At 58.0% G+C, this 16,195-nt stretch carries 15 protein-coding genes and 3 pseudogenes; 8 read left to right on the top strand and 10 right to left on the bottom strand.

Going from position 1 to position 16,195, the window contains the following annotated elements; translation table 11 throughout:
* Window positions 1–510, bottom strand: a complete 510-nt coding sequence (locus tag ABMD26_RS18465; protein WP_049862104.1) for a sigma-70 family RNA polymerase sigma factor — start codon at window positions 508–510, stop codon at window positions 1–3.
* Window positions 511–551: 41 nt separating this feature from the next.
* The gene (locus ABMD26_RS18460; RefSeq protein ID WP_134723304.1) at window positions 552–1,457 is read right to left on the bottom strand and encodes a helix-turn-helix domain-containing protein; all 906 of its coding nucleotides are present in this window, start codon (window positions 1,455–1,457) and stop codon (window positions 552–554) included.
* Window positions 1,458–1,614: 157 nt separating this feature from the next.
* On the opposite strand from ABMD26_RS18460, the gene pobA reads away from it, so the two are divergent.
* Complete coding sequence (gene pobA, locus ABMD26_RS18455; RefSeq protein ID WP_049862106.1) at window positions 1,615–2,799, top strand: 4-hydroxybenzoate 3-monooxygenase; 1,185 nt, start codon at window positions 1,615–1,617, stop codon at window positions 2,797–2,799.
* Window positions 2,800–2,838: 39 nt separating this feature from the next.
* On the opposite strand, the gene ABMD26_RS18450 is transcribed toward pobA, so the two are convergent.
* From ABMD26_RS18450 to ABMD26_RS18430, 5 genes and pseudogenes are all read right to left on the bottom strand, one after another.
* Window positions 2,839–3,030, bottom strand: a complete 192-nt coding sequence (locus tag ABMD26_RS18450; RefSeq protein WP_122743627.1) for a hypothetical protein — start codon at window positions 3,028–3,030, stop codon at window positions 2,839–2,841.
* Window positions 3,031–3,073: 43 nt separating this feature from the next.
* The gene (locus ABMD26_RS18445; protein ID WP_354311842.1) at window positions 3,074–3,403 is read right to left on the bottom strand and encodes a sensor histidine kinase; all 330 of its coding nucleotides are present in this window, start codon (window positions 3,401–3,403) and stop codon (window positions 3,074–3,076) included.
* 214 nt (window positions 3,404–3,617) lie between these two features.
* Window positions 3,618–3,689, bottom strand: a pseudogene (locus ABMD26_RS22260) (hypothetical protein); the annotation flags it as partial.
* A gap of 420 nt (window positions 3,690–4,109) precedes the next feature.
* Window positions 4,110–5,594, bottom strand: a complete 1,485-nt coding sequence (locus ABMD26_RS18435) for a DUF7125 family protein (protein ID WP_122743629.1) — start codon at window positions 5,592–5,594, stop codon at window positions 4,110–4,112.
* Entirely contained in the window at window positions 5,591–6,025 is a 435-nt protein-coding gene (locus ABMD26_RS18430) for a hypothetical protein (protein WP_049862110.1), read from the bottom strand. Before ABMD26_RS18430 ends, ABMD26_RS18435 begins: the two co-directional genes overlap by 4 nt.
* 415 nt (window positions 6,026–6,440) lie before the next feature.
* On the opposite strand from ABMD26_RS18430, the gene ABMD26_RS18425 reads away from it, so the two are divergent.
* Window positions 6,441–8,006 carry a sensor domain-containing diguanylate cyclase gene (locus tag ABMD26_RS18425; protein WP_354311157.1) on the top strand — a complete coding sequence of 522 codons (1,566 nt, stop codon included), beginning with the start codon at window positions 6,441–6,443 and terminating at the stop codon, window positions 8,004–8,006.
* Between the two features lie 44 nt (window positions 8,007–8,050).
* Here the strand turns inward: ABMD26_RS18425 and ABMD26_RS18420 are convergent, their stop codons facing one another.
* On the bottom strand, window positions 8,051–10,033 hold the full coding sequence (locus tag ABMD26_RS18420) for a methyl-accepting chemotaxis protein (protein ID WP_354311155.1): 1,983 nt from the start codon (window positions 10,031–10,033) through the stop codon (window positions 8,051–8,053).
* A 161-nt stretch (window positions 10,034–10,194) separates the two neighbouring features.
* Between ABMD26_RS18420 and ABMD26_RS18415 the strand changes: the two are divergent.
* From ABMD26_RS18415 to ABMD26_RS18400, 4 genes and pseudogenes are all read left to right on the top strand, one after another.
* Window positions 10,195–10,368 (top strand): annotated as a pseudogene (locus ABMD26_RS18415) (isochorismatase family protein); the annotation flags it as partial.
* 88 nt (window positions 10,369–10,456) lie between these two features.
* Window positions 10,457–10,735, top strand: a pseudogene (locus ABMD26_RS18410) (type II toxin-antitoxin system RelE/ParE family toxin).
* Window positions 10,736–10,743: 8 nt separating this feature from the next.
* Window positions 10,744–11,043, top strand: coding sequence for a HigA family addiction module antitoxin (locus tag ABMD26_RS18405; RefSeq protein ID WP_043185531.1), 300 nt, complete (start codon window positions 10,744–10,746; stop codon window positions 11,041–11,043).
* A 361-nt stretch (window positions 11,044–11,404) separates the two neighbouring features.
* Entirely contained in the window at window positions 11,405–12,370 is a 966-nt protein-coding gene (locus tag ABMD26_RS18400) for a DMT family transporter (protein ID WP_354311153.1), read from the top strand.
* 14 nt (window positions 12,371–12,384) lie between these two features.
* Here the strand turns inward: ABMD26_RS18400 and ABMD26_RS18395 are convergent, their stop codons facing one another.
* Together ABMD26_RS18395 and ABMD26_RS18390 are read right to left on the bottom strand one after the other, a co-directional pair.
* A complete protein-coding gene (locus ABMD26_RS18395; protein WP_049862113.1) occupies window positions 12,385–13,083 on the bottom strand; it encodes an SDR family NAD(P)-dependent oxidoreductase in 699 nt (232 codons plus the stop codon).
* 37 nt (window positions 13,084–13,120) lie between these two features.
* On the bottom strand, window positions 13,121–13,651 hold the full coding sequence (locus tag ABMD26_RS18390; RefSeq protein WP_354311150.1) for a winged helix-turn-helix transcriptional regulator: 531 nt from the start codon (window positions 13,649–13,651) through the stop codon (window positions 13,121–13,123).
* A 203-nt stretch (window positions 13,652–13,854) separates the two neighbouring features.
* On the opposite strand from ABMD26_RS18390, the gene ABMD26_RS18385 reads away from it, so the two are divergent.
* Window positions 13,855–14,475 (top strand): class I SAM-dependent methyltransferase, encoded by a 621-nt coding sequence (locus ABMD26_RS18385; protein WP_354311148.1) that lies wholly within the window; start codon window positions 13,855–13,857, stop codon window positions 14,473–14,475.
* Between the two features lie 334 nt (window positions 14,476–14,809).
* Complete coding sequence (locus ABMD26_RS18380) at window positions 14,810–16,033, top strand: tyrosine-type recombinase/integrase (protein ID WP_354311146.1); 1,224 nt, start codon at window positions 14,810–14,812, stop codon at window positions 16,031–16,033.
* Window positions 16,034–16,195 lie beyond the last annotated feature (162 nt).

Raw genomic sequence — 16,195 nt, 5'->3', positions numbered from 1 at the left:
TCACTCGAACAGACTGGCGTAGCAGCGGCTGAATGCCTTGAGCATGGACTTCTGCACCTGATTCACGCTGAGCCCCAACTGGGCAGCGATCTGTTTGTAGGTCATCCCATCCAGCTGCGAGAGCAGAAAGATCTCCCGGACACGTGGCGACAGACCCTGCAGCAGTGCGTCGATTTCGGTGAGGGTTTCGATCAGCAGGTAGCGTTGCTCGGCAGACAGCTCGACGTGCTGGGGCTGTGTGGCGAGCGCTTCGGCATAGGCGCGCTCGACGGCCAGGCGTCGCCAGCGATTGACCAGCAGGCTGTTGGCAATCGTCGCCAGGTACGCCAGCGGCTGCTTGAGTTCATCGACCGGATTGCGGGAACGGATGATCCGCACAAAGGTGTCCTGAGCCAGGTCATCGGCATCCGCAGCCTGGCCCAGACGGCGTTGGAGCCAGCCCTTGAGCCAGCTGTGATGTCGCACATAGAGGACTTCGACATCCTGTTCGAACGAGTTGTGCGTCCCCATCAGCCAGTACGCCTATCCGTAGATGATAACTATTCGCAATATTAGCGAGAAGTCTCGGCTGGCTGCAACGTGTAACTCGGATCGCGCACGCGAAACTGCTTCGGCGACTGCCCCGTGCCGCGCTTGAAAAAACGCGAAAAATACGCGGGATCGGAAAACCCCAGGCGGTCGGACACCTGGCCGATGGTCATGGTGGTGTACACCAGGTCGCGCTTGGCTTCGAGCAACAGGCGCTGGTTGATCATCTGCAATGCGGATTGCCCTGAAAGGCGCCGGCACAGGGCGTTGAGGTGAGCGCTGCTGATCCCCAGGGTGGCGGCATAGTGGTCGATGGGCAAATGCTCGCGAAAGCGCAGTTCCAATGCCCGGGTGAAGTCCTGCAGATACTCCCGGCCCCGGTCCGGTTGCGCGGCGTGCGACAAGGACAGCGCCTGTTTGCGGCGACTGAGCCAGATCGACAGCACGGTGATCAGCGATTGCAGCATCGCGTCGCGGCCGGCCTGCTGTTGGCTGTATTCCTGGGCCAGGGTTGCAAACAGGGTGTCCAGATAGCGGCGGTCAGTACCGATCGGATAACAGGCCGCAGTGGTCAGCACCGGACTGTTGAGCAAGCTGCCCAGTTGCTCGGCCAACGGCTGCGCCAGACTGAGTACGTAGCCCTGAATGTCTTCGGAGAACTTGAAGGTGTGCACACTCAGCGCCGGAACGACTTGCAGAGCAGGCGAATCGACGTGATTGATCACCTCCTCCACTTTCAGGCTCGCCTGCCCGGCCTGCACGTACAGGAGCTGCACCAGATCACCGTGTCGATGAGGCTTTATTTCCCAGCCGTGAAGCTGGCTGCGCGCGGGTATCGACTCGCAGTGAATCAGGTCGGGCGTCGGCCAGGCGCCGGTTTCGCCATACAGTTTGAACACCGGGACAGGTATCGCTGAGGATTTCGACATCGCTGGCTTTGCCTTGGGACGATCCACCGAAAGTCCATGGAATATGCCGAATATTGCCTTCTTATCTCAAGTTCAGTCATCAAAAATACCGGAGACAACAATAAAAAGTGCGCTGTGAGGCCTCGTGCCCCAGTGGCACACCTGAGGACAGCTCTCCATGAAAACCCAAGTCGCTATCATCGGCTCCGGCCCGTCCGGCCTTTTGCTCGGGCAACTGCTGCATCGTGCTGGCATCGACAACGTCATCGTCGAACGCAAGAATCCCGACTACATCCTCTCCCGGATTCGGGCCGGGGTGCTGGAGCAAGGCATGGTCGACCTGCTGCGTGAAGCAGGGGTCGGCGCGCACATGGACGCCCGCGGCCTGGTCCACGACGGCTTCGAGCTGGCGTTCGACGGACGCTGTGAACGCATTGATCTCAAGGCGCTGACAGGGGGCAGAACGGTGATGGTCTACGGCCAGACCGAGGTCACCCGTGACCTGATGGAAGCCCGCGCCGCCGTGGGCGCGCTGACGCTCTACGATGCCGACGACGTTCAGCCCCATGACATGAAAACCGACAGCCCTTATGTGACCTTTCAGCGCAACGGCGAGACGGTTCGCCTGGACTGCGATTACATTGCCGGTTGCGATGGTTTTCATGGCGTGTCGCGACAAGCGATTCCAGCCGAGGCGCTGAAGATTTTCGAGCGGGTTTATCCCTTCGGGTGGCTGGGGATTCTCGCCGACACCCCGCCGGTCAATCATGAGCTGATCTACGCCAACCACGAGCGTGGCTTCGCCTTGTGCAGCATGCGCTCAGCCACCCGCACGCGCTATTACGTGCAGGTCGGCGCCGAGGAAAAGGTCGAGGACTGGTCGGACGCGCGCTTCTGGGACGAGCTCAAGCTCCGCCTGCCGCCGCCTATCGCCGAGCGGCTGGTCACCGGCCCCTCCATCGAAAAAAGCATCGCGCCGTTGCGCAGCTTCGTGGTCGAACCGATGCAGTACGGTCGCCTGTTTCTGCTCGGCGACGCTGCCCACATCGTTCCGCCCACCGGCGCCAAGGGTCTGAATCTGGCGGCCAGTGACGTCAGCACCTTGTATCGCATTCTGCTCAAGGTGTATGGCGAGGGGCGCACCGATCTGCTGGAGAAATACTCGCAGATCTGCCTGCGCCGGGTCTGGAAGGCTGAACGCTTCTCCTGGTGGATGACATCGCTGCTGCATCGCTTTCCCGATACCGATGCTTTCGGCCAGCGCATCCAGCAAACCGAACTGGACTACTTCGTGGGGTCGGTCGCTGGACGTCAGAGCATCGCCGAAAACTACGTCGGCCTGCCCTATGAGGACATCGAGTGAACGCGCTGAGCCACCCACTGAACTGACACGCGGGGGCTGCTAGTTCTTTGGAAGTCGGTCCAGATCTGCGGGACCGAGTTCCACCCTTGCCCCCTCCCCTTCAGGTTCGGCTTCTCGACTGACACGCTCATCATCCGTGAGGCCTTTGCCAACTTCCTTCTGCACGATCGGATCGTTTGGGGTATTTGGCGCGTCAGCGTTCTCGGCGTTCTTGTCGGTTTCTGTGTTCATGTCAACCTGCCTGATGAGTCAATCGAAACGAAGGGAAAAAGCGCTATCTGTCGATGATCGGGAAGGTAACGGTGAATTGGCTACCCCGCCCTGGACCGTCACTGTGCGCAGTTATACGCGCACCGTGCGCATCCACCAGTTCCCGAACCACGGTAAGCCCGATACCCAAGCCCGAGCCGTCGAAGCCGATGGCTTCCACGTCCTGGACATAGGGATCGAATATACGAGGCAGCAGGCTCGACGGGATGCCTATGCCATTGTCCGATACAACGACGGCAAGGTTTTTTTCGGCCGGTGTACATATCAACGCGATCATTCCGTTTCGCGGTGTGTATTTCGCCGCATTGGTAATGATGTTGGTGAAGATCTGCATGATGCGGACACGGTCGCCGTTCACCATGACTTCCGTCGCCGGAAGTGAAACATCGAATGTCAACGTCTTGGACAGTATCAGGGAGGCACAGCTGTCGACGGCTTCCTGAAGGATGGGAACGATATCGACCGGTGTGCAATTCAGGCTCAGCTTCCCCCTGCTTACCGCGGGAGATATCCAGCAAGTCCTCGATCATCCGTGACAGGTGCTTGACCTGATTTTCGATCAGGACGCCCATCTGCGGAACATCACAACTGGGCGTCATGCGCATGCGTTGGGCCAGCATACTGATCGGTGTCAGCGGGTTGCGCATTTCATGCACCACCGATGTCAGCGCATTTCTCTGCTGCGACAATGCGTGTTCAGCATCGGCCTGAAGCTTTTGGGCCCTGAGCGCCGCCAGGACCAGGTGTTCGTTGGCTTCCTGCATTTCTTGCTGCAGGCTTTTGAGTGTGGCGGGTTCCTGCACCGATGGAAGATCAGGCACTGCCAGGGCGGCGCGGACCAGCCGTTGGTTGGCCTCCACCAATAGCTGTATGTGCACGCCATTGCCAGCAACCGTTTCTGCTTCAAGAAGTTCGCGCTGCAGCGCAGCCAGATGGGCAAGCACCTGGCGCTTCTTCCTTGGATCGGTGAAAGCTAGCTTATGAGCCTCGTCCTTGTTTTCACGCGCGTCTGCTCCCTTCGACTCATTCACTAGGTGCTCTCATGAGATATCTTCTCCAGCAGGTGACGTCGAACAATGGCGTCGAGTCGGCCGGCCACCCAGCAGTCCCTCCTGGCCTTGGACCCTACCCCCGATTTGCAAGCCGTTGTCATCGATGCGATACATCCGCAGCTCGTCCGAATGCGCACTGGCCCTGACCTTGACCACGGCCATGATGCGCTGCAGACGACTGTCGACTTCGATATACCGCTGCACGATGATTGCATCGGTCAGAAACGCCGTTCCGTAAGGACTGAATCTGAGATCGTTGTAGCGATCTTCAAGCTCGGAAGTCATCAACACGGTGACCCCGGTCGAGGTGAGCGCACTGACCATGCGCGACAACGACTCGCGGAAATCCTCCCGGAAAGCCGGGGCAACGGCGAGTTCGAACCCTGACAACGAGTCGATGACCACCCGGGTCGCACCCAACCGCTGAATCTCACTGAACAGTTGCTGCACGATTTCATCGATGGACAGATCCGGCACGCGTCGATCGACTACGCCGACCTGATCGTTCTGGATCAGGCGAGTCAGTTCCGCGCTGCGCAGGTGGCTGGGCCGTTGTTCGAAGACCGCCATGACACCTTTCTCGCCACAACGCGCGCCTTCCTCGAGGAACGCCGCCGCCAGCAGGCTCTTGCCTGAACCCGAAGGGCCGGCAACCAACAGGGAGTAGCCCTGAGGAAGGCCACCGCCCAGCATCTCGTCCAGATGGGCCACGCCCATACCCAATCGTTGCGCGACGCCACCCTGGAAGAGCGCATCGTTTTGCTGGTTGCCTACCGAGGCCGGTGGAAACACAGTGACGCCGCCCTGGCCGATACGGAACGTATGCAAACCCGGCAGCGTCGGTTGCCCGCGCATCTTCATGATTTCCATCTTGCGCACCATCGAGTTGCGCTGGACGCTTTGGCGAAGCCAGATCAATCCGTCGGCCACGGTGAAGATGGGGTTGCTGTCCAGCTCGTTGAAGTACTCGCCCAGCAGAAACGTCGTGGCATGCCAGGTGGTCATCAACATGCCCAGCTGTTGCACGAACTGAGGCAGGTTGTTGTTCGGATTGCATTCCGTTTCGCTGGCCAACACCACCGACCGAAACGAATCGACGAACACCAACGCAGGGGAATGGGTTTCCACCTCGCTGACAATGCGTCGAAGGACCTCGTCCAGGTCACCGGCGAGGGTATCGTCTGCCAGGTTGACGTAGCGGATCGACGTATTGACCGCTTCCTCGTCGAAGAAATCGAACTGCTGCTGATAGCGCAGCATCTTGAGCGGCGGCTCGCCCAGCACGGTGAAGAAAATGGCCGGACGTTCAGGCGTCGCCAAGGCAAACATCATGTGATGCGCCAGCGTGGTTTTCCCGCATCCAGGTGGACCTGCGATCAGGTTGAACGAAAACTCGGGTAGCCCCCCGCCGAGGATTTCATCGAAGCCTGGCACGCCGGTCTTGAGGCGGTTGATGGTGACTTTGGTACTCATTGTGGTGTGTCCTGCGGAGCTGGGCCGCTCAGAAAATTTCCCCACACGTCCAGTAGCAATCGTGCAGCCAGTGATCGTCCGATCAGGGTGGCGAGGAGCTCGTAGAATGTCTTCAGCAATTGCTCGCTAAACATGACTGCATCTGTCTTTTCTTGCTCGCTCAGGAGTGAACGTAGTTGCGTCAGGTTCATCGCAGCTGCGAGTCCCTTGTATCTTTCTGCATAATCCGGATGCGTCGACATGCACAAGAACAGGCTGCGACGGTATAAAGCAGCAACGCCTTTCGGCCCAATGATTGGCGTGAGGGTGGCATCGATATCCTCGAACATGGAAATGATCGCATCGGCGATTTGAAAATTGTCAACGAGGCTGCCAACCCGATGCGCCAAGGCTGCTGAGATCTTCTGGCTCGCTCCGGTTTCAGGTGACATGAGTGTAGATTCTGATAAATGTGTGTTAAGGGTACACCTTTCAGGCCACCAGGGTTGAATAAACAAATTCTATCTGATGAAAAGTCCCGACGGGTTGATTGCTGTTCGCATCGCTCTTGACATGTAACAGCTTCAATACAAATTCTTATACAAGTTGTTATACAGGTTAATCCTGATTGAACAACTTAGTGCGCAGCTTCGTACTTCTAAATGATTGTACCGCCACGCAATCATTAGCGGTACTGCATGACCCTATGGCACCGGGCGTTGGTCGACAGTGCCGGTTTCAGGCGTATGGCAGGCAACACAAGGCCTTGCGCATGGGCGTCCATTTCCACCCACCGCTCGCATGAACTCGGCCGATCGGTACGAAAACTGCATCGGTCCGGTTCGCCGCCAATCCTATGACACCAATATGAAATTACGTCACTTCACCCCCGCCAGACTTTCGCCGTCGTCGCTGAGCAAAGCCTTGATCGGTTTCATTGCGCTGGTGTGCCTGTCCTTGATCCTGGCGACGGCCTGGCAAATGAACCTGTCCAGGCTGGAACGTCTGGCGACCGCCAAGGTGGCCGTGTCGAACGTCGTTCGTGCCGCTGAACAGCAAGCACAGGATACCGTGCGCCAGGCCGACAATACCCTACGCGATCTTGTGGAACGCGTGGAGCACGACGGCCTGGCCATTGGTGAGCGAGATCGCCTGGCAAAGCTGATGGCTCAGGACGTGGCGGACATGGAATCCATACAGGGGCTTTTCATCTACGACGCCCAAGGCAACTGGATAGTCAATTCGTTCTCCCAAGGACTGCAAAGCAACGACAACAGTGATCGATCGTATTTCATCTATCACCGCGACCATTCGGACAGGTCGGTTCAAATCGGCTCCATCGTGAAAAGTCGCCTCACCGGCGACATGGTCATCCCGATCAGCCGACGCATCGATGGTCCGGACGGCAGTTTTGCCGGCGTGGTACTGGCCACGGTGCCGGTGGCTTATTTCCAGAACTTCTTCGAGCGAATGGACGTAGACGATCAGGGCGTGATTTTCCTGGCGCTCAACAACGGCGATCTGCTGGCTCGACGCCCGACCCTCACCGCGCTGATGACCACCAATCTGGCCAAGGGCGAGATTTTCTCGCGCTACCTTCCCCAGAGCGACAGCGGTATTGCCGTGACCAAATCGCTGGTGGATGGCGTGGAAAGGATCTATGCCTACCGTCGCGTGGCCGGTCTGCCCATGGTCGCGGCTGCCGGCGTGTCCTCTCACCACGTCTTCGCGCCCTGGTGGGCGTATGCCTATCGGTCGGTGGGGATACTGGCCCTGATCTGCCTGGCGCTGATCGTGTTGAGCGTATTGTTGTACAAGCAGATCCAGCAACTGATCACCGCGGAAAGCGAGTTGCAGAGCGCCCAGAACGAACTGGAGATCATCGCGCAGACCGACAGTCTGACGCACCTGGCCAATCGGCGCCGCTTCGACGTTGCCGTGCAACAGGAATGGGGACGCGCCAGCCGCAATCGGTCGACGCTCGCCATCATCCTGTTGGACATCGATTGGTTCAAGCAATACAACGACCACTACGGGCATGTCCGGGGTGACGACTGCCTTGTGGAGGTGGCCAGCCTTATCGGCGCCGCCGTGCAGCGAGCGGGCGATCTTGCAGCGCGGTATGGTGGCGAAGAGTTTGTGATCCTATTGCCCGAAACGGATTTCGCCGGCGCGCTCAGCGTGGCCGAAAAGGTCAGGCAGTCCATCTTCGATGCCCGCATAGCGCATTCAGCCAGCCCGCTGGGCAACGTCACGGTAAGTCTGGGCGTCGTGGCAATCACTGCACCGAAACAAGACGCCTACACCGCCGCCCTGAAAGAGGCGGATCGGCTGCTCTATCGCGCCAAAAAACGAGGTCGAAACTGCGTCGAGGCCAACGAGCTGCTCGGTATGCAAGCAAGCAGCCCCTACACGACCAGCCCGGTGATCTGAATACTCGAGGATGCGGCCTGCACCCACGGAGGCAGGCCCGACCTTTACACCTTGAAGCGTCGAACGACCGCGATCAGATTGGCGTTGGACGCGGCGAGTGCCGAAGTGCTGCTCTCGCTCTGCGCGCCACCGGCGACCAGTTCATCGACGATCTGCCGCACCGCCACCATGTTGCGGTTGATCTCTTCGCTGACAGCACTTTGCTCTTCGGCTGCCGTGGCTATCTGAGTGCTCAGGTCATTGATGCGCACCACCGACTCGGTCATCCCGTCCAAGCCTTCGTTGACCCTGGACGTCTTGTCGACCGTGGCCTGGCAACGCTCCTTGGTGTTCTCCATCGCCACCACTGCGGCACTCACACCGTGCTGCAGACGAGTGAGCATTTCGTTGATCTCCGAGGTGCTGGTCTGGGTGCGCCCCGCAAGCGCCCTGACTTCATCCGCAACCACGGCAAAACCGCGCCCTTGTTCACCTGCCCGTGCCGCTTCGATTGCCGCGTTGAGCGCGAGCAGATTGGTCTGCCCTGCAATATCGCCGATGACGCCTAGCACGGAGTTGATCCGCTGGGCATCGTGCTCCATCGCCCTGACCTTGCTGGTCGCCTCTTCGACTTCCGAAATCAGTTCGCGAACACTGCTGGACGCATCCTCCACCACCACTTTGGAATGGCGAGCCTTTTCGCTCGCGACCTGCGTCATGCTCGCCGTTTGCGCCGCATTACGGGCGACGTCATCGGCGGTCGAGCTCATTTCGGTGATGGCGGTCACGGCCTGATCGGTTTCGCTGGCGTGGCGAGTCAGGATGCTGTTGGTGCCACGGGACTGCCCGCGCAGTTGTTCGATCCCCTCGGCGATCAACGAAGAAGAGTCCGACACTTCTGTGATCATTTTCTGCAAGTAGACGATGAAGCGGTTGATGGAGTGGCCTACCGCGCCCACTTCATCCTCGGCGCGGATCACAATGCGCTTGGTCAGGTCGGCATCACCCGCCGACAACGTATCGATATTGGTCTTGAGAACCGCCAACCGGTTCATCAGTTGCCTGAGGGCAAAGACGATCACCAGCAGCATGATGACCACCATCGGTATCTGCAGCATAGCCAGGGTCTTGAGCACATGGCTGCTCTGCGCCGTCAGCACCTCGGTGGGCTGCGCCACCGCCATCTTCCATGGCGTGCCTTCGACAGGCAGGAGGAACAGGGTGTACTCCTTGCCACTGCTGCCCGTGAACGTCGAGCGCGTGGCACCCGGGGTTTTCAGCAAGCCTTGCAAGGCCGCGGCGAAAGGATACTGGCCGGCCAGGTCGCCGAGGTTCTTGAGTACGATGTTGCCGGGGATCTCCGGCTGGTTGCTCAGGACCTTGCCGTCGCTTTCAACGATCATCAGCTCGGCGTTGATCTCGCGTTCTTTCTGGGCGATCAGGTCATTGAAGAAGCCCAGTGTCACGTCGACGGTCGCCACGCCATAGGCGGCGCCCTCCTTGGTGATGGCCATCGCGCAGTTGGTGCGCGGCTCGGGGCTGGCGTCATCCTGATAGGCGGCCGCCCAATTGCACTGCCCTGCGGGGGCCTTGAGCCCACCCAGATACCAGGACTGCTCGAAGTAATTCTGCGATTCGGGCGAGTTCCAGTGCGTATTGACGATGAGCTTGCCGCTGGCATCTCGATGATAGAACGTACTGTGCTTGGCCCGGCCCTCGGTACGCTTGTTCGGCAGAGGCCAGATGCCACCGCCGAATACCTTCGACTCTCCGTACTGGTTGACCATGCTGGGTAGCAGGCGGTCGATACTGTCGCTGTCCAGTTGCGGAACCGTTTCGGTGATCACGCGCTGCTGCGCCTGCACCCGTGCCAGTTCACCCTTGATCACGGCACTGATTTCCCCCGCTTCAGTGACCAGCTTGCGTTCATCGGTGCTCGTCAGGCTGGGCGTGATCAAGTAGTTGATACCGACCGCCGTGAGCACGGCGATCAGCAGCACGAAGCCGACGAAGGTAGCGGTATAGCGAGCTTGAATGGTCTGCAGCATAGGGGATGCATCCGCAATGTTTGGAATTGTTGGTCTTGTAAGACTTTATCGGCGCGGAGTGCTGCTGCATGAGGGCCAGTTTTCAGAAATACCCTGGTGTCGAAAGTGTTCTACCGAATGATTGCGCAAGAACCCATGAGGGTTTGTAGGCGCCCACTATTGTCAAGGCGATCAAGGCCACGGGCCGCAAGCAGATCATCATCGCCGGCGTGGTTACCGATGTGTGCGTGGCGTTCCCGACCTTGTCGGCGCTGGTTGAAGGTTTCGAGGTGTTCGTGGTCACCGATGCCTCCGGTACTTTCAATACCACCGTGCAACAGGCTGCCTGGGCCCGCAGGAGCACCTGCTCAGTCAACGATCACTTGAATATAACGTTGAAGGGCGCACACTCGACCTTAACAAATAACGTTAAGCATTCAAGCCATGATCCGAAGCTTTGCATGTGCCGACACGTAAGCGCTTTTCACCACTGGCAGAACCAGGCGTCGGCCCGACATCAAGCAAGTCGCGAAGCTAAAACTGGCTGCACTGGTTGCAGCAAACGAGCCTCGAGACTTGCGGTCACCGCCTGGAAATCGACTTCACTCCCTAGAGGGTGACAGACGGGGACAGCACAGCATCAGTATCAACATGCAATGGCGAGTCTGTTTCACGTGGACCGAAAGCGGCCCCGCAAACGTTGAAATTGTCGATTATCACTGAGGTGCATCATGTTCAAGAATGGCATGCGACCGGTACATCCTGGCGAGGTTCTTCGCGAGGACTTCCAGAGCGAGATGGGATTTAGCGCTGCTGCCTTGGCCCGTGCTTTGAATGTCTCCACGCCTACCGTAAATAACATTTTACTTGAGCGAGGCGGCGTTTCTGCTGACATGGCTCTGCGCTTGGCCATCTGCCTGGATACCACTCCAGAGTTCTGGCTCAACCTACAAACAGCGTACGAGCTACGCAAGGCAGAGCAGGAGCACGGAGATGAGATCGCCGCTGCGGTACATCGCCTGGTTGCCTGAGCGCAAACTCAATGCCCGCCGAGTGTGGGCGTTTTGCGCTTAAGCTTACGCAAGATCCGGATTGTTGATAAAAGCCGACATAAACCAGATCCCCGGGCTGCCAGCCTGTAGATCTGGTTTTTTTATTCCGGCACATCCGCGCTCACTGTCATCAGGCCTACGAACATCTACCTGCTTGTACGATGTCTTATCAGAGGGTATTACTGCACATCCATAAAAATAAGATCATGGAGATCGCCCAGATGGACTTATCACTGCCTGCCCACTCCGAAACCTTTCCGATTGAACGCGAACGCGCCAGTGGCCCGTGTGTTTTGCGCACTGAAAACACTTTGTCCGTCGTCGAATCGTGGGTCACTCCATGAACGCACCTGCCGCACGCAACGTATCGCAGTTTCTCTCAGACCCTAAAATCGTACTGCTTCTGGCCACCCTTTGCTGTGCCTTGTGGGGCAGCTCTTACCCGGCGATCAAGAACGGCTACGAGATGCTCCAGATCGCTCCGCACGACGTGTCGTCCAAGCTCATTTTCGCCGGCTATCGTTTTCTGCTGGCCGGCCTGTGCCTGTTGCTGCTCGCCGCCATCATGGGCAAGCCGGTCTTGCGCCTGAGCCGACACACGTTTGGCCAGGTGGCCCTGCTGGGTATCCTGCAAACGGGCCTGCAATACGTGTTCTTCTACATCGGCCTGGCCTTTACCACGGGCCTGCGCGCGTCGATTCTGAATGCCACCACCACCTTTTTCAGTGTGCTGCTGGCGCACTTCGTCTATCAGAACGACAAACTGTCCACGCGCAAAAGCGTCGGCTGCCTGCTCGGTTTTGCCGGTGTATTGACCGTCAACGCCGGCGCGGGTCCGCTCGATGCCTTGCCGTCGCTGCACGGTGAGGGCTTCATCGTGATCGCCGCGTTCGTGCTGTCGGCCGCGTCCATCTATGGGAAATACGTCTCCCACCGCATGGATGCGATGGTGATGACCGGTTGGCAACTGGCCATTGGCGGCATGGCTTTGCTCATGGGTGGCTATGCCACTGGCGGCACTCTGGGTGACATGACACCACCCTCCACCCTCCTGCTCGTTTACCTGGCCCTGCTGTCGGCAGTGGCATTCACGCTGTGGAGCCTGCTGCTCAAATACAATCCGGTTGGCAGGGTCAGCGTGTTCGCGTTTCTGGTGCCGGTGTTTGGCGCCGCGCTCTCGGCACTGTTTCTGGGCGAGAGCATTTTCGAATGGAAGAATCTGGCCGCCTTGGTGCTCGTGTGCGCCGGTATCGCACTGGTGACACGGGCACAGATGCCCAGCGTCGTGGCATCCAAGGCGACCTAATAGGGAAGCAGTGGTTACCAAGGCTCGTGGAAGGGGCGTACCTCTGCTATGAACGACCACGCATCTTTGGGTTGATGAGCCAAGTGATGGACCTCGCCGGCGATCGATGCCGGGGAGATAAAGAAATCATCCGGGGCTTCAGGACGCAGTTCGCGCTGCCAAGGCACATCGATTACGGCATCGATGATCAGGTAGGCGACATGGATACCCTTGGGCCCCAGGTCTCGGGCCAGGGACTCGGCCAGAATGCGTTGAGCTGCCTTGGTTGGCGCAAAACCTGCGAAGGCTGCTTTGCCACGCAGCGCAGAGGTATTGCCGGTGACGATCAGAGCACCCCTGCCTGCTTCGATCATGGCCGGTGTCGTCAGTCGTGCCAGGTGAAAGAGCGCCATGGTGTTGATCTCGAAGTTGCGCTGCAGGACGTCTGCATCGACCTCGGTGAATGTGCCGAAAGCCCCGCCCACCGCATTATGGATCACTACATCGGGATTTCCGATCCGCTGGATGGCGCTCGCCAGGTCCTCGTGATGGGTCACGTCGCACGGGACCGCGATGGAATGTGGAATCTCGCGTTCCAACTGCGCCAGTCTTTCCGCATTTCTCGCCAGCATGGCCACGCGATAACCCGATTCGGCAAAGCGTCGGGCAATCGCCGCTCCCGTACCAGGGCCGACCCCGGTCACCAAGGCCAATGGCTTGTTCGAATTGCTCATGAGTAGCTCCTTTTGCAGGGAAATGAAATGGGGGTGCTCAATGCTCCGAACTGTCGCTACGGGTGCCGATCCAGCCGCTCAAGACGGCTGCCGTGGTCACGGGTCGACGGGGTACAGACTCGCCACTCCCTACCCCAGGCCCGAATTGGGCTCGCAAGTCGCCGGGGCCGAGCACGCGGCCGTCATCCGCGCAGATGGACACTGGCCTGATACGTTTGCCGTTCTGGGAATCGGTGAAAACAATTCGCTCACCTTCGGCGTGTGGCATGTGCTGCTCGCCCCATTGCGTCATGGCAACGAGGATCGGCTGCAGCGCTGCGCCCTTCTCTGAAAGCCGGTATTCCGGATGACCCGGACCCTCTGATTTCTGAAGAACGCCCTCATCGACCAGCTTTTTCAATCTCAGGGTCAGCACGTTTCGTGAGATCCCCAGGCTCTTGTGAAACTGATCGAAACGGGTAAGACCGAAGAACGCATCCCTGATGATCAGAAGCGTCCAGTGCTCGCCGATCACCGACAGGGTTTGCGCCAGGGAGCAATTGAATTGCTCGAAGGATTTCAACTTCACCGGAGGAACCCTGATTGATTTAGTCCTTTGATGCTACTAGGATCAGTCCTGTCAAACAACTAAATCAAATGGAAGTATGTTCTATGCCGTGTACTACGCTTGAGTCGCTGATCATTGGTAGCCACCGAAGCCCAGACAACATCGCACGCAATGCCGCACGCCATCCGCGTGAAACGCTGGAGTTTTTCGGCCTGCAACCGGACATGACCGTGCTGGAAATACTGCCGGGCAAAGGTTGGTACACAGAGATTCTGGCGCCCTATCTGGCCGAGAATGGCCGGCTGTATGCGGCGCATTTCTCGCCCGATGGCGTCGAGTCGTACATGCCCGTGATTCTGGAGATGTTCGAGGATCGGCTGGTCAACGAGCCTGAAACCTTCGGCAAGGTCATCGTTCGGCATATCAACCCGCCAAGGGAGATCAGTGTGGCGCCTGCCGGGAAGGCTGACTTGGCGATGACCTTTCGTAACGTGCACAACTGGATAATGGCGGGCCAGGAGCATGAGTATGTCGCCGCGTTCTTCAAGGCGGTCAAACCCGGGGGCATCTTTGGCGTCGAGGAACACAGGGCTCCAGAACATGCTGACATGCACAGCATGCGCACCACGGGTTATGTGACGCAAGCGTACGTAATCGAGCTGGCAGAGCGCGCCGGTTTCGTTCTCGAGGCCAAGAGCGAGATCAATGCCAATCCCAAGGATACGAAGGATCATCCCAAGGGCATATGGTCCCTCCCGCCGTTACTCATGTCAGGTGACGTCGAGAAATACCAGGCGATTGGCGAGAGCGATCGAATGACCCTGAGGTTTCGCAAACCGCAGTGAGGATTCGTGCGTTAAACGGGGCCGCAGTCGTAGCGGTCCTGGGTCTGCATTCTTCACCATGGGAATAACCTGAATCATTTCCCTGGAAACCAAAAACCCCCGAAACGCTAAGCGCTCCGGGGGTTTTTGACGTATCGAATATGGCGGTGAAGAAGTCCGCCATCGGCTCATCCTGTTTTGTCCCACAATGTCCGAGGAAGCGAGGTAAATCGGGCCTCTCAGCCTATCATACCGTCCGAGGATGTCCGGTAAGATATCACTGCATCCATCTAAAAATGTGGGAACAAATGGGGGAACGATTCTCCCGAGCTTGTAGGAATGTGAGTACAACGTCATGGGTAAACTCAACCCGAAGCAAATCGAAAACCTAACGACCTCAGGGACCTACGAAGATGGCGAAGGTCTCAGAATGGTTGTCAAACCGACCGGGAAGAAGTACTGGGTTCTGAGGTACCAACTGGCGGGTAAACGACGGGAAATGGGCCTAGGCAGTTTTCCTACGATCACGTTGAAGAAAGCGCGAGAAGCTGCGGCCGAACATCGAAAAATGCTTAGCCAAGAGATCGATCCGCTGGTGAGCAGGGATGCTGAACGCAAAGCATCGCGACTTGCCGAGGAAGCTCGGCAGGCGCGCGCTATCAGCTTCAGAACGGTAGCAGAAGACTATATAGCGGCACATAAAGCGGGATGGAAGAATGCGAAGCACAGTCAGCAATGGCTGAATACGCTGACTACCTATGCTTTTCCGGTGATTGGGGGCACGCCAACGGAAGAGGTCACAACTGAGCAAATCTTGAGGATCCTTACCCCTATCTGGCACACCAAGCCTGAAACTGCGTCAAGGGTTCGTAACCGAATGGAGATGGTGCTTGATGCAGCAAAGGCAAGGCGCCTCCGAGACGGTGAAAATCCAGCCCGCTGGCGCGGGCATTTGGACAAGCTTCTTCCACCTCGTTCAAAGGTGAAAGCGGTCGTACATCATCCTGCTTTGCCATGGCGCGAACTGCCGGGTTTGATCAGCCGCATCAAGGCTAGGCACGAGCCCACCTACAAAGCAATGTTGCTGACCATTTTGACGGCGTGCCGAACAAATGAATGCTTGGCAGCAACGTGGGATGAGATTGACCTGAGGAATGCGGTTTGGAAAATACCAGCTCATCGCATGAAGGCTGGCAAGGAGCACCGGATCCCCTTGAGTCAGCCGGCATGTGACGTATTGCGCAGCTTGATAAGGATCAAAGACAACCCCTACGTGTTCCCCAGCACCCAGAAAGGGAAGCATCTCTCGAATATGGCTATGCTGATGGGGCTACGGTATCTGGAACGTGGAGACCTCACTATCCATGGATTCCGCTCGACCTTCAGGGACTGGGCGGCAGAATCGACTAGCTACCCTCGTGAAGTCTGTGAGCAAGCGTTAGCGCATAATCGACAAGACAAAGCGGAGGCAGCTTATTTCCGAACTGATCTTTTTGATAAACGTAGAGCGATGATGGACGAATGGGCTAAGTACGCCTGTTTAATAAAGGCAGAAAGCAAGCAGACCTCTGGGCCATAGGCCTAGGGATCTGCTTTCTTTTTTGTTTTGATCCGATCCGTTCCGAGAGGTATGGGCAGCCCGACAAGCAGCCGAATCGGTACAGTCATTAGCGATAGGCTCCTATTGGCCGAAAGCTGCCATTTGCTAAACCACCGGTCTAGACGAGTCACTCGGATCCTA

This window comes from Pseudomonas sp. PvP001 (assembly GCF_040546375.1).
GTDB classification, from domain to species: domain Bacteria; phylum Pseudomonadota; class Gammaproteobacteria; order Pseudomonadales; family Pseudomonadaceae; genus Aquipseudomonas; species Aquipseudomonas coleopterorum.
The sequence above is the reverse complement of the archived record's forward strand: the minus strand, read 5'-3'. Positions and strand labels throughout refer to the sequence as shown.

What these genes read in the sequence shown, in the direction of transcription:
- ABMD26_RS18450 (WP_122743627.1), bottom strand. Translation starts at nt 3,030, where the DNA reads ATGAACACAGAAACCGACAAGAACGCCGAGAACGCTGACGCGCCAAAT.
- pobA (WP_049862106.1), top strand. Translation starts at nt 1,615, where the DNA reads ATGAAAACCCAAGTCGCTATCATCGGCTCCGGCCCGTCCGGCCTTTTG.
- ABMD26_RS18430 (WP_049862110.1), bottom strand. Translation starts at nt 6,025, where the DNA reads ATGTCACCTGAAACCGGAGCGAGCCAGAAGATCTCAGCAGCCTTGGCG.
- ABMD26_RS18385 (WP_354311148.1), top strand. Translation starts at nt 13,855, where the DNA reads ATGACCGTGCTGGAAATACTGCCGGGCAAAGGTTGGTACACAGAGATT.
- ABMD26_RS18425 (WP_354311157.1), top strand. Translation starts at nt 6,441, where the DNA reads ATGAAATTACGTCACTTCACCCCCGCCAGACTTTCGCCGTCGTCGCTG.
- ABMD26_RS18400 (WP_354311153.1), top strand. Translation starts at nt 11,405, where the DNA reads ATGAACGCACCTGCCGCACGCAACGTATCGCAGTTTCTCTCAGACCCT.
- ABMD26_RS18395 (WP_049862113.1), bottom strand. Translation starts at nt 13,083, where the DNA reads ATGAGCAATTCGAACAAGCCATTGGCCTTGGTGACCGGGGTCGGCCCT.
- ABMD26_RS18435 (WP_122743629.1), bottom strand. Translation starts at nt 5,594, where the DNA reads ATGAGTACCAAAGTCACCATCAACCGCCTCAAGACCGGCGTGCCAGGC.
- ABMD26_RS18465 (WP_049862104.1), bottom strand. Translation starts at nt 510, where the DNA reads ATGGGGACGCACAACTCGTTCGAACAGGATGTCGAAGTCCTCTATGTG.
- ABMD26_RS18460 (WP_134723304.1), bottom strand. Translation starts at nt 1,457, where the DNA reads ATGTCGAAATCCTCAGCGATACCTGTCCCGGTGTTCAAACTGTATGGC.
- ABMD26_RS18420 (WP_354311155.1), bottom strand. Translation starts at nt 10,033, where the DNA reads ATGCTGCAGACCATTCAAGCTCGCTATACCGCTACCTTCGTCGGCTTC.
- ABMD26_RS18405 (WP_043185531.1), top strand. Translation starts at nt 10,744, where the DNA reads ATGTTCAAGAATGGCATGCGACCGGTACATCCTGGCGAGGTTCTTCGC.
- ABMD26_RS18445 (WP_354311842.1), bottom strand. Translation starts at nt 3,403, where the DNA reads ATGCAGATCTTCACCAACATCATTACCAATGCGGCGAAATACACACCG.
- ABMD26_RS18380 (WP_354311146.1), top strand. Translation starts at nt 14,810, where the DNA reads ATGGGTAAACTCAACCCGAAGCAAATCGAAAACCTAACGACCTCAGGG.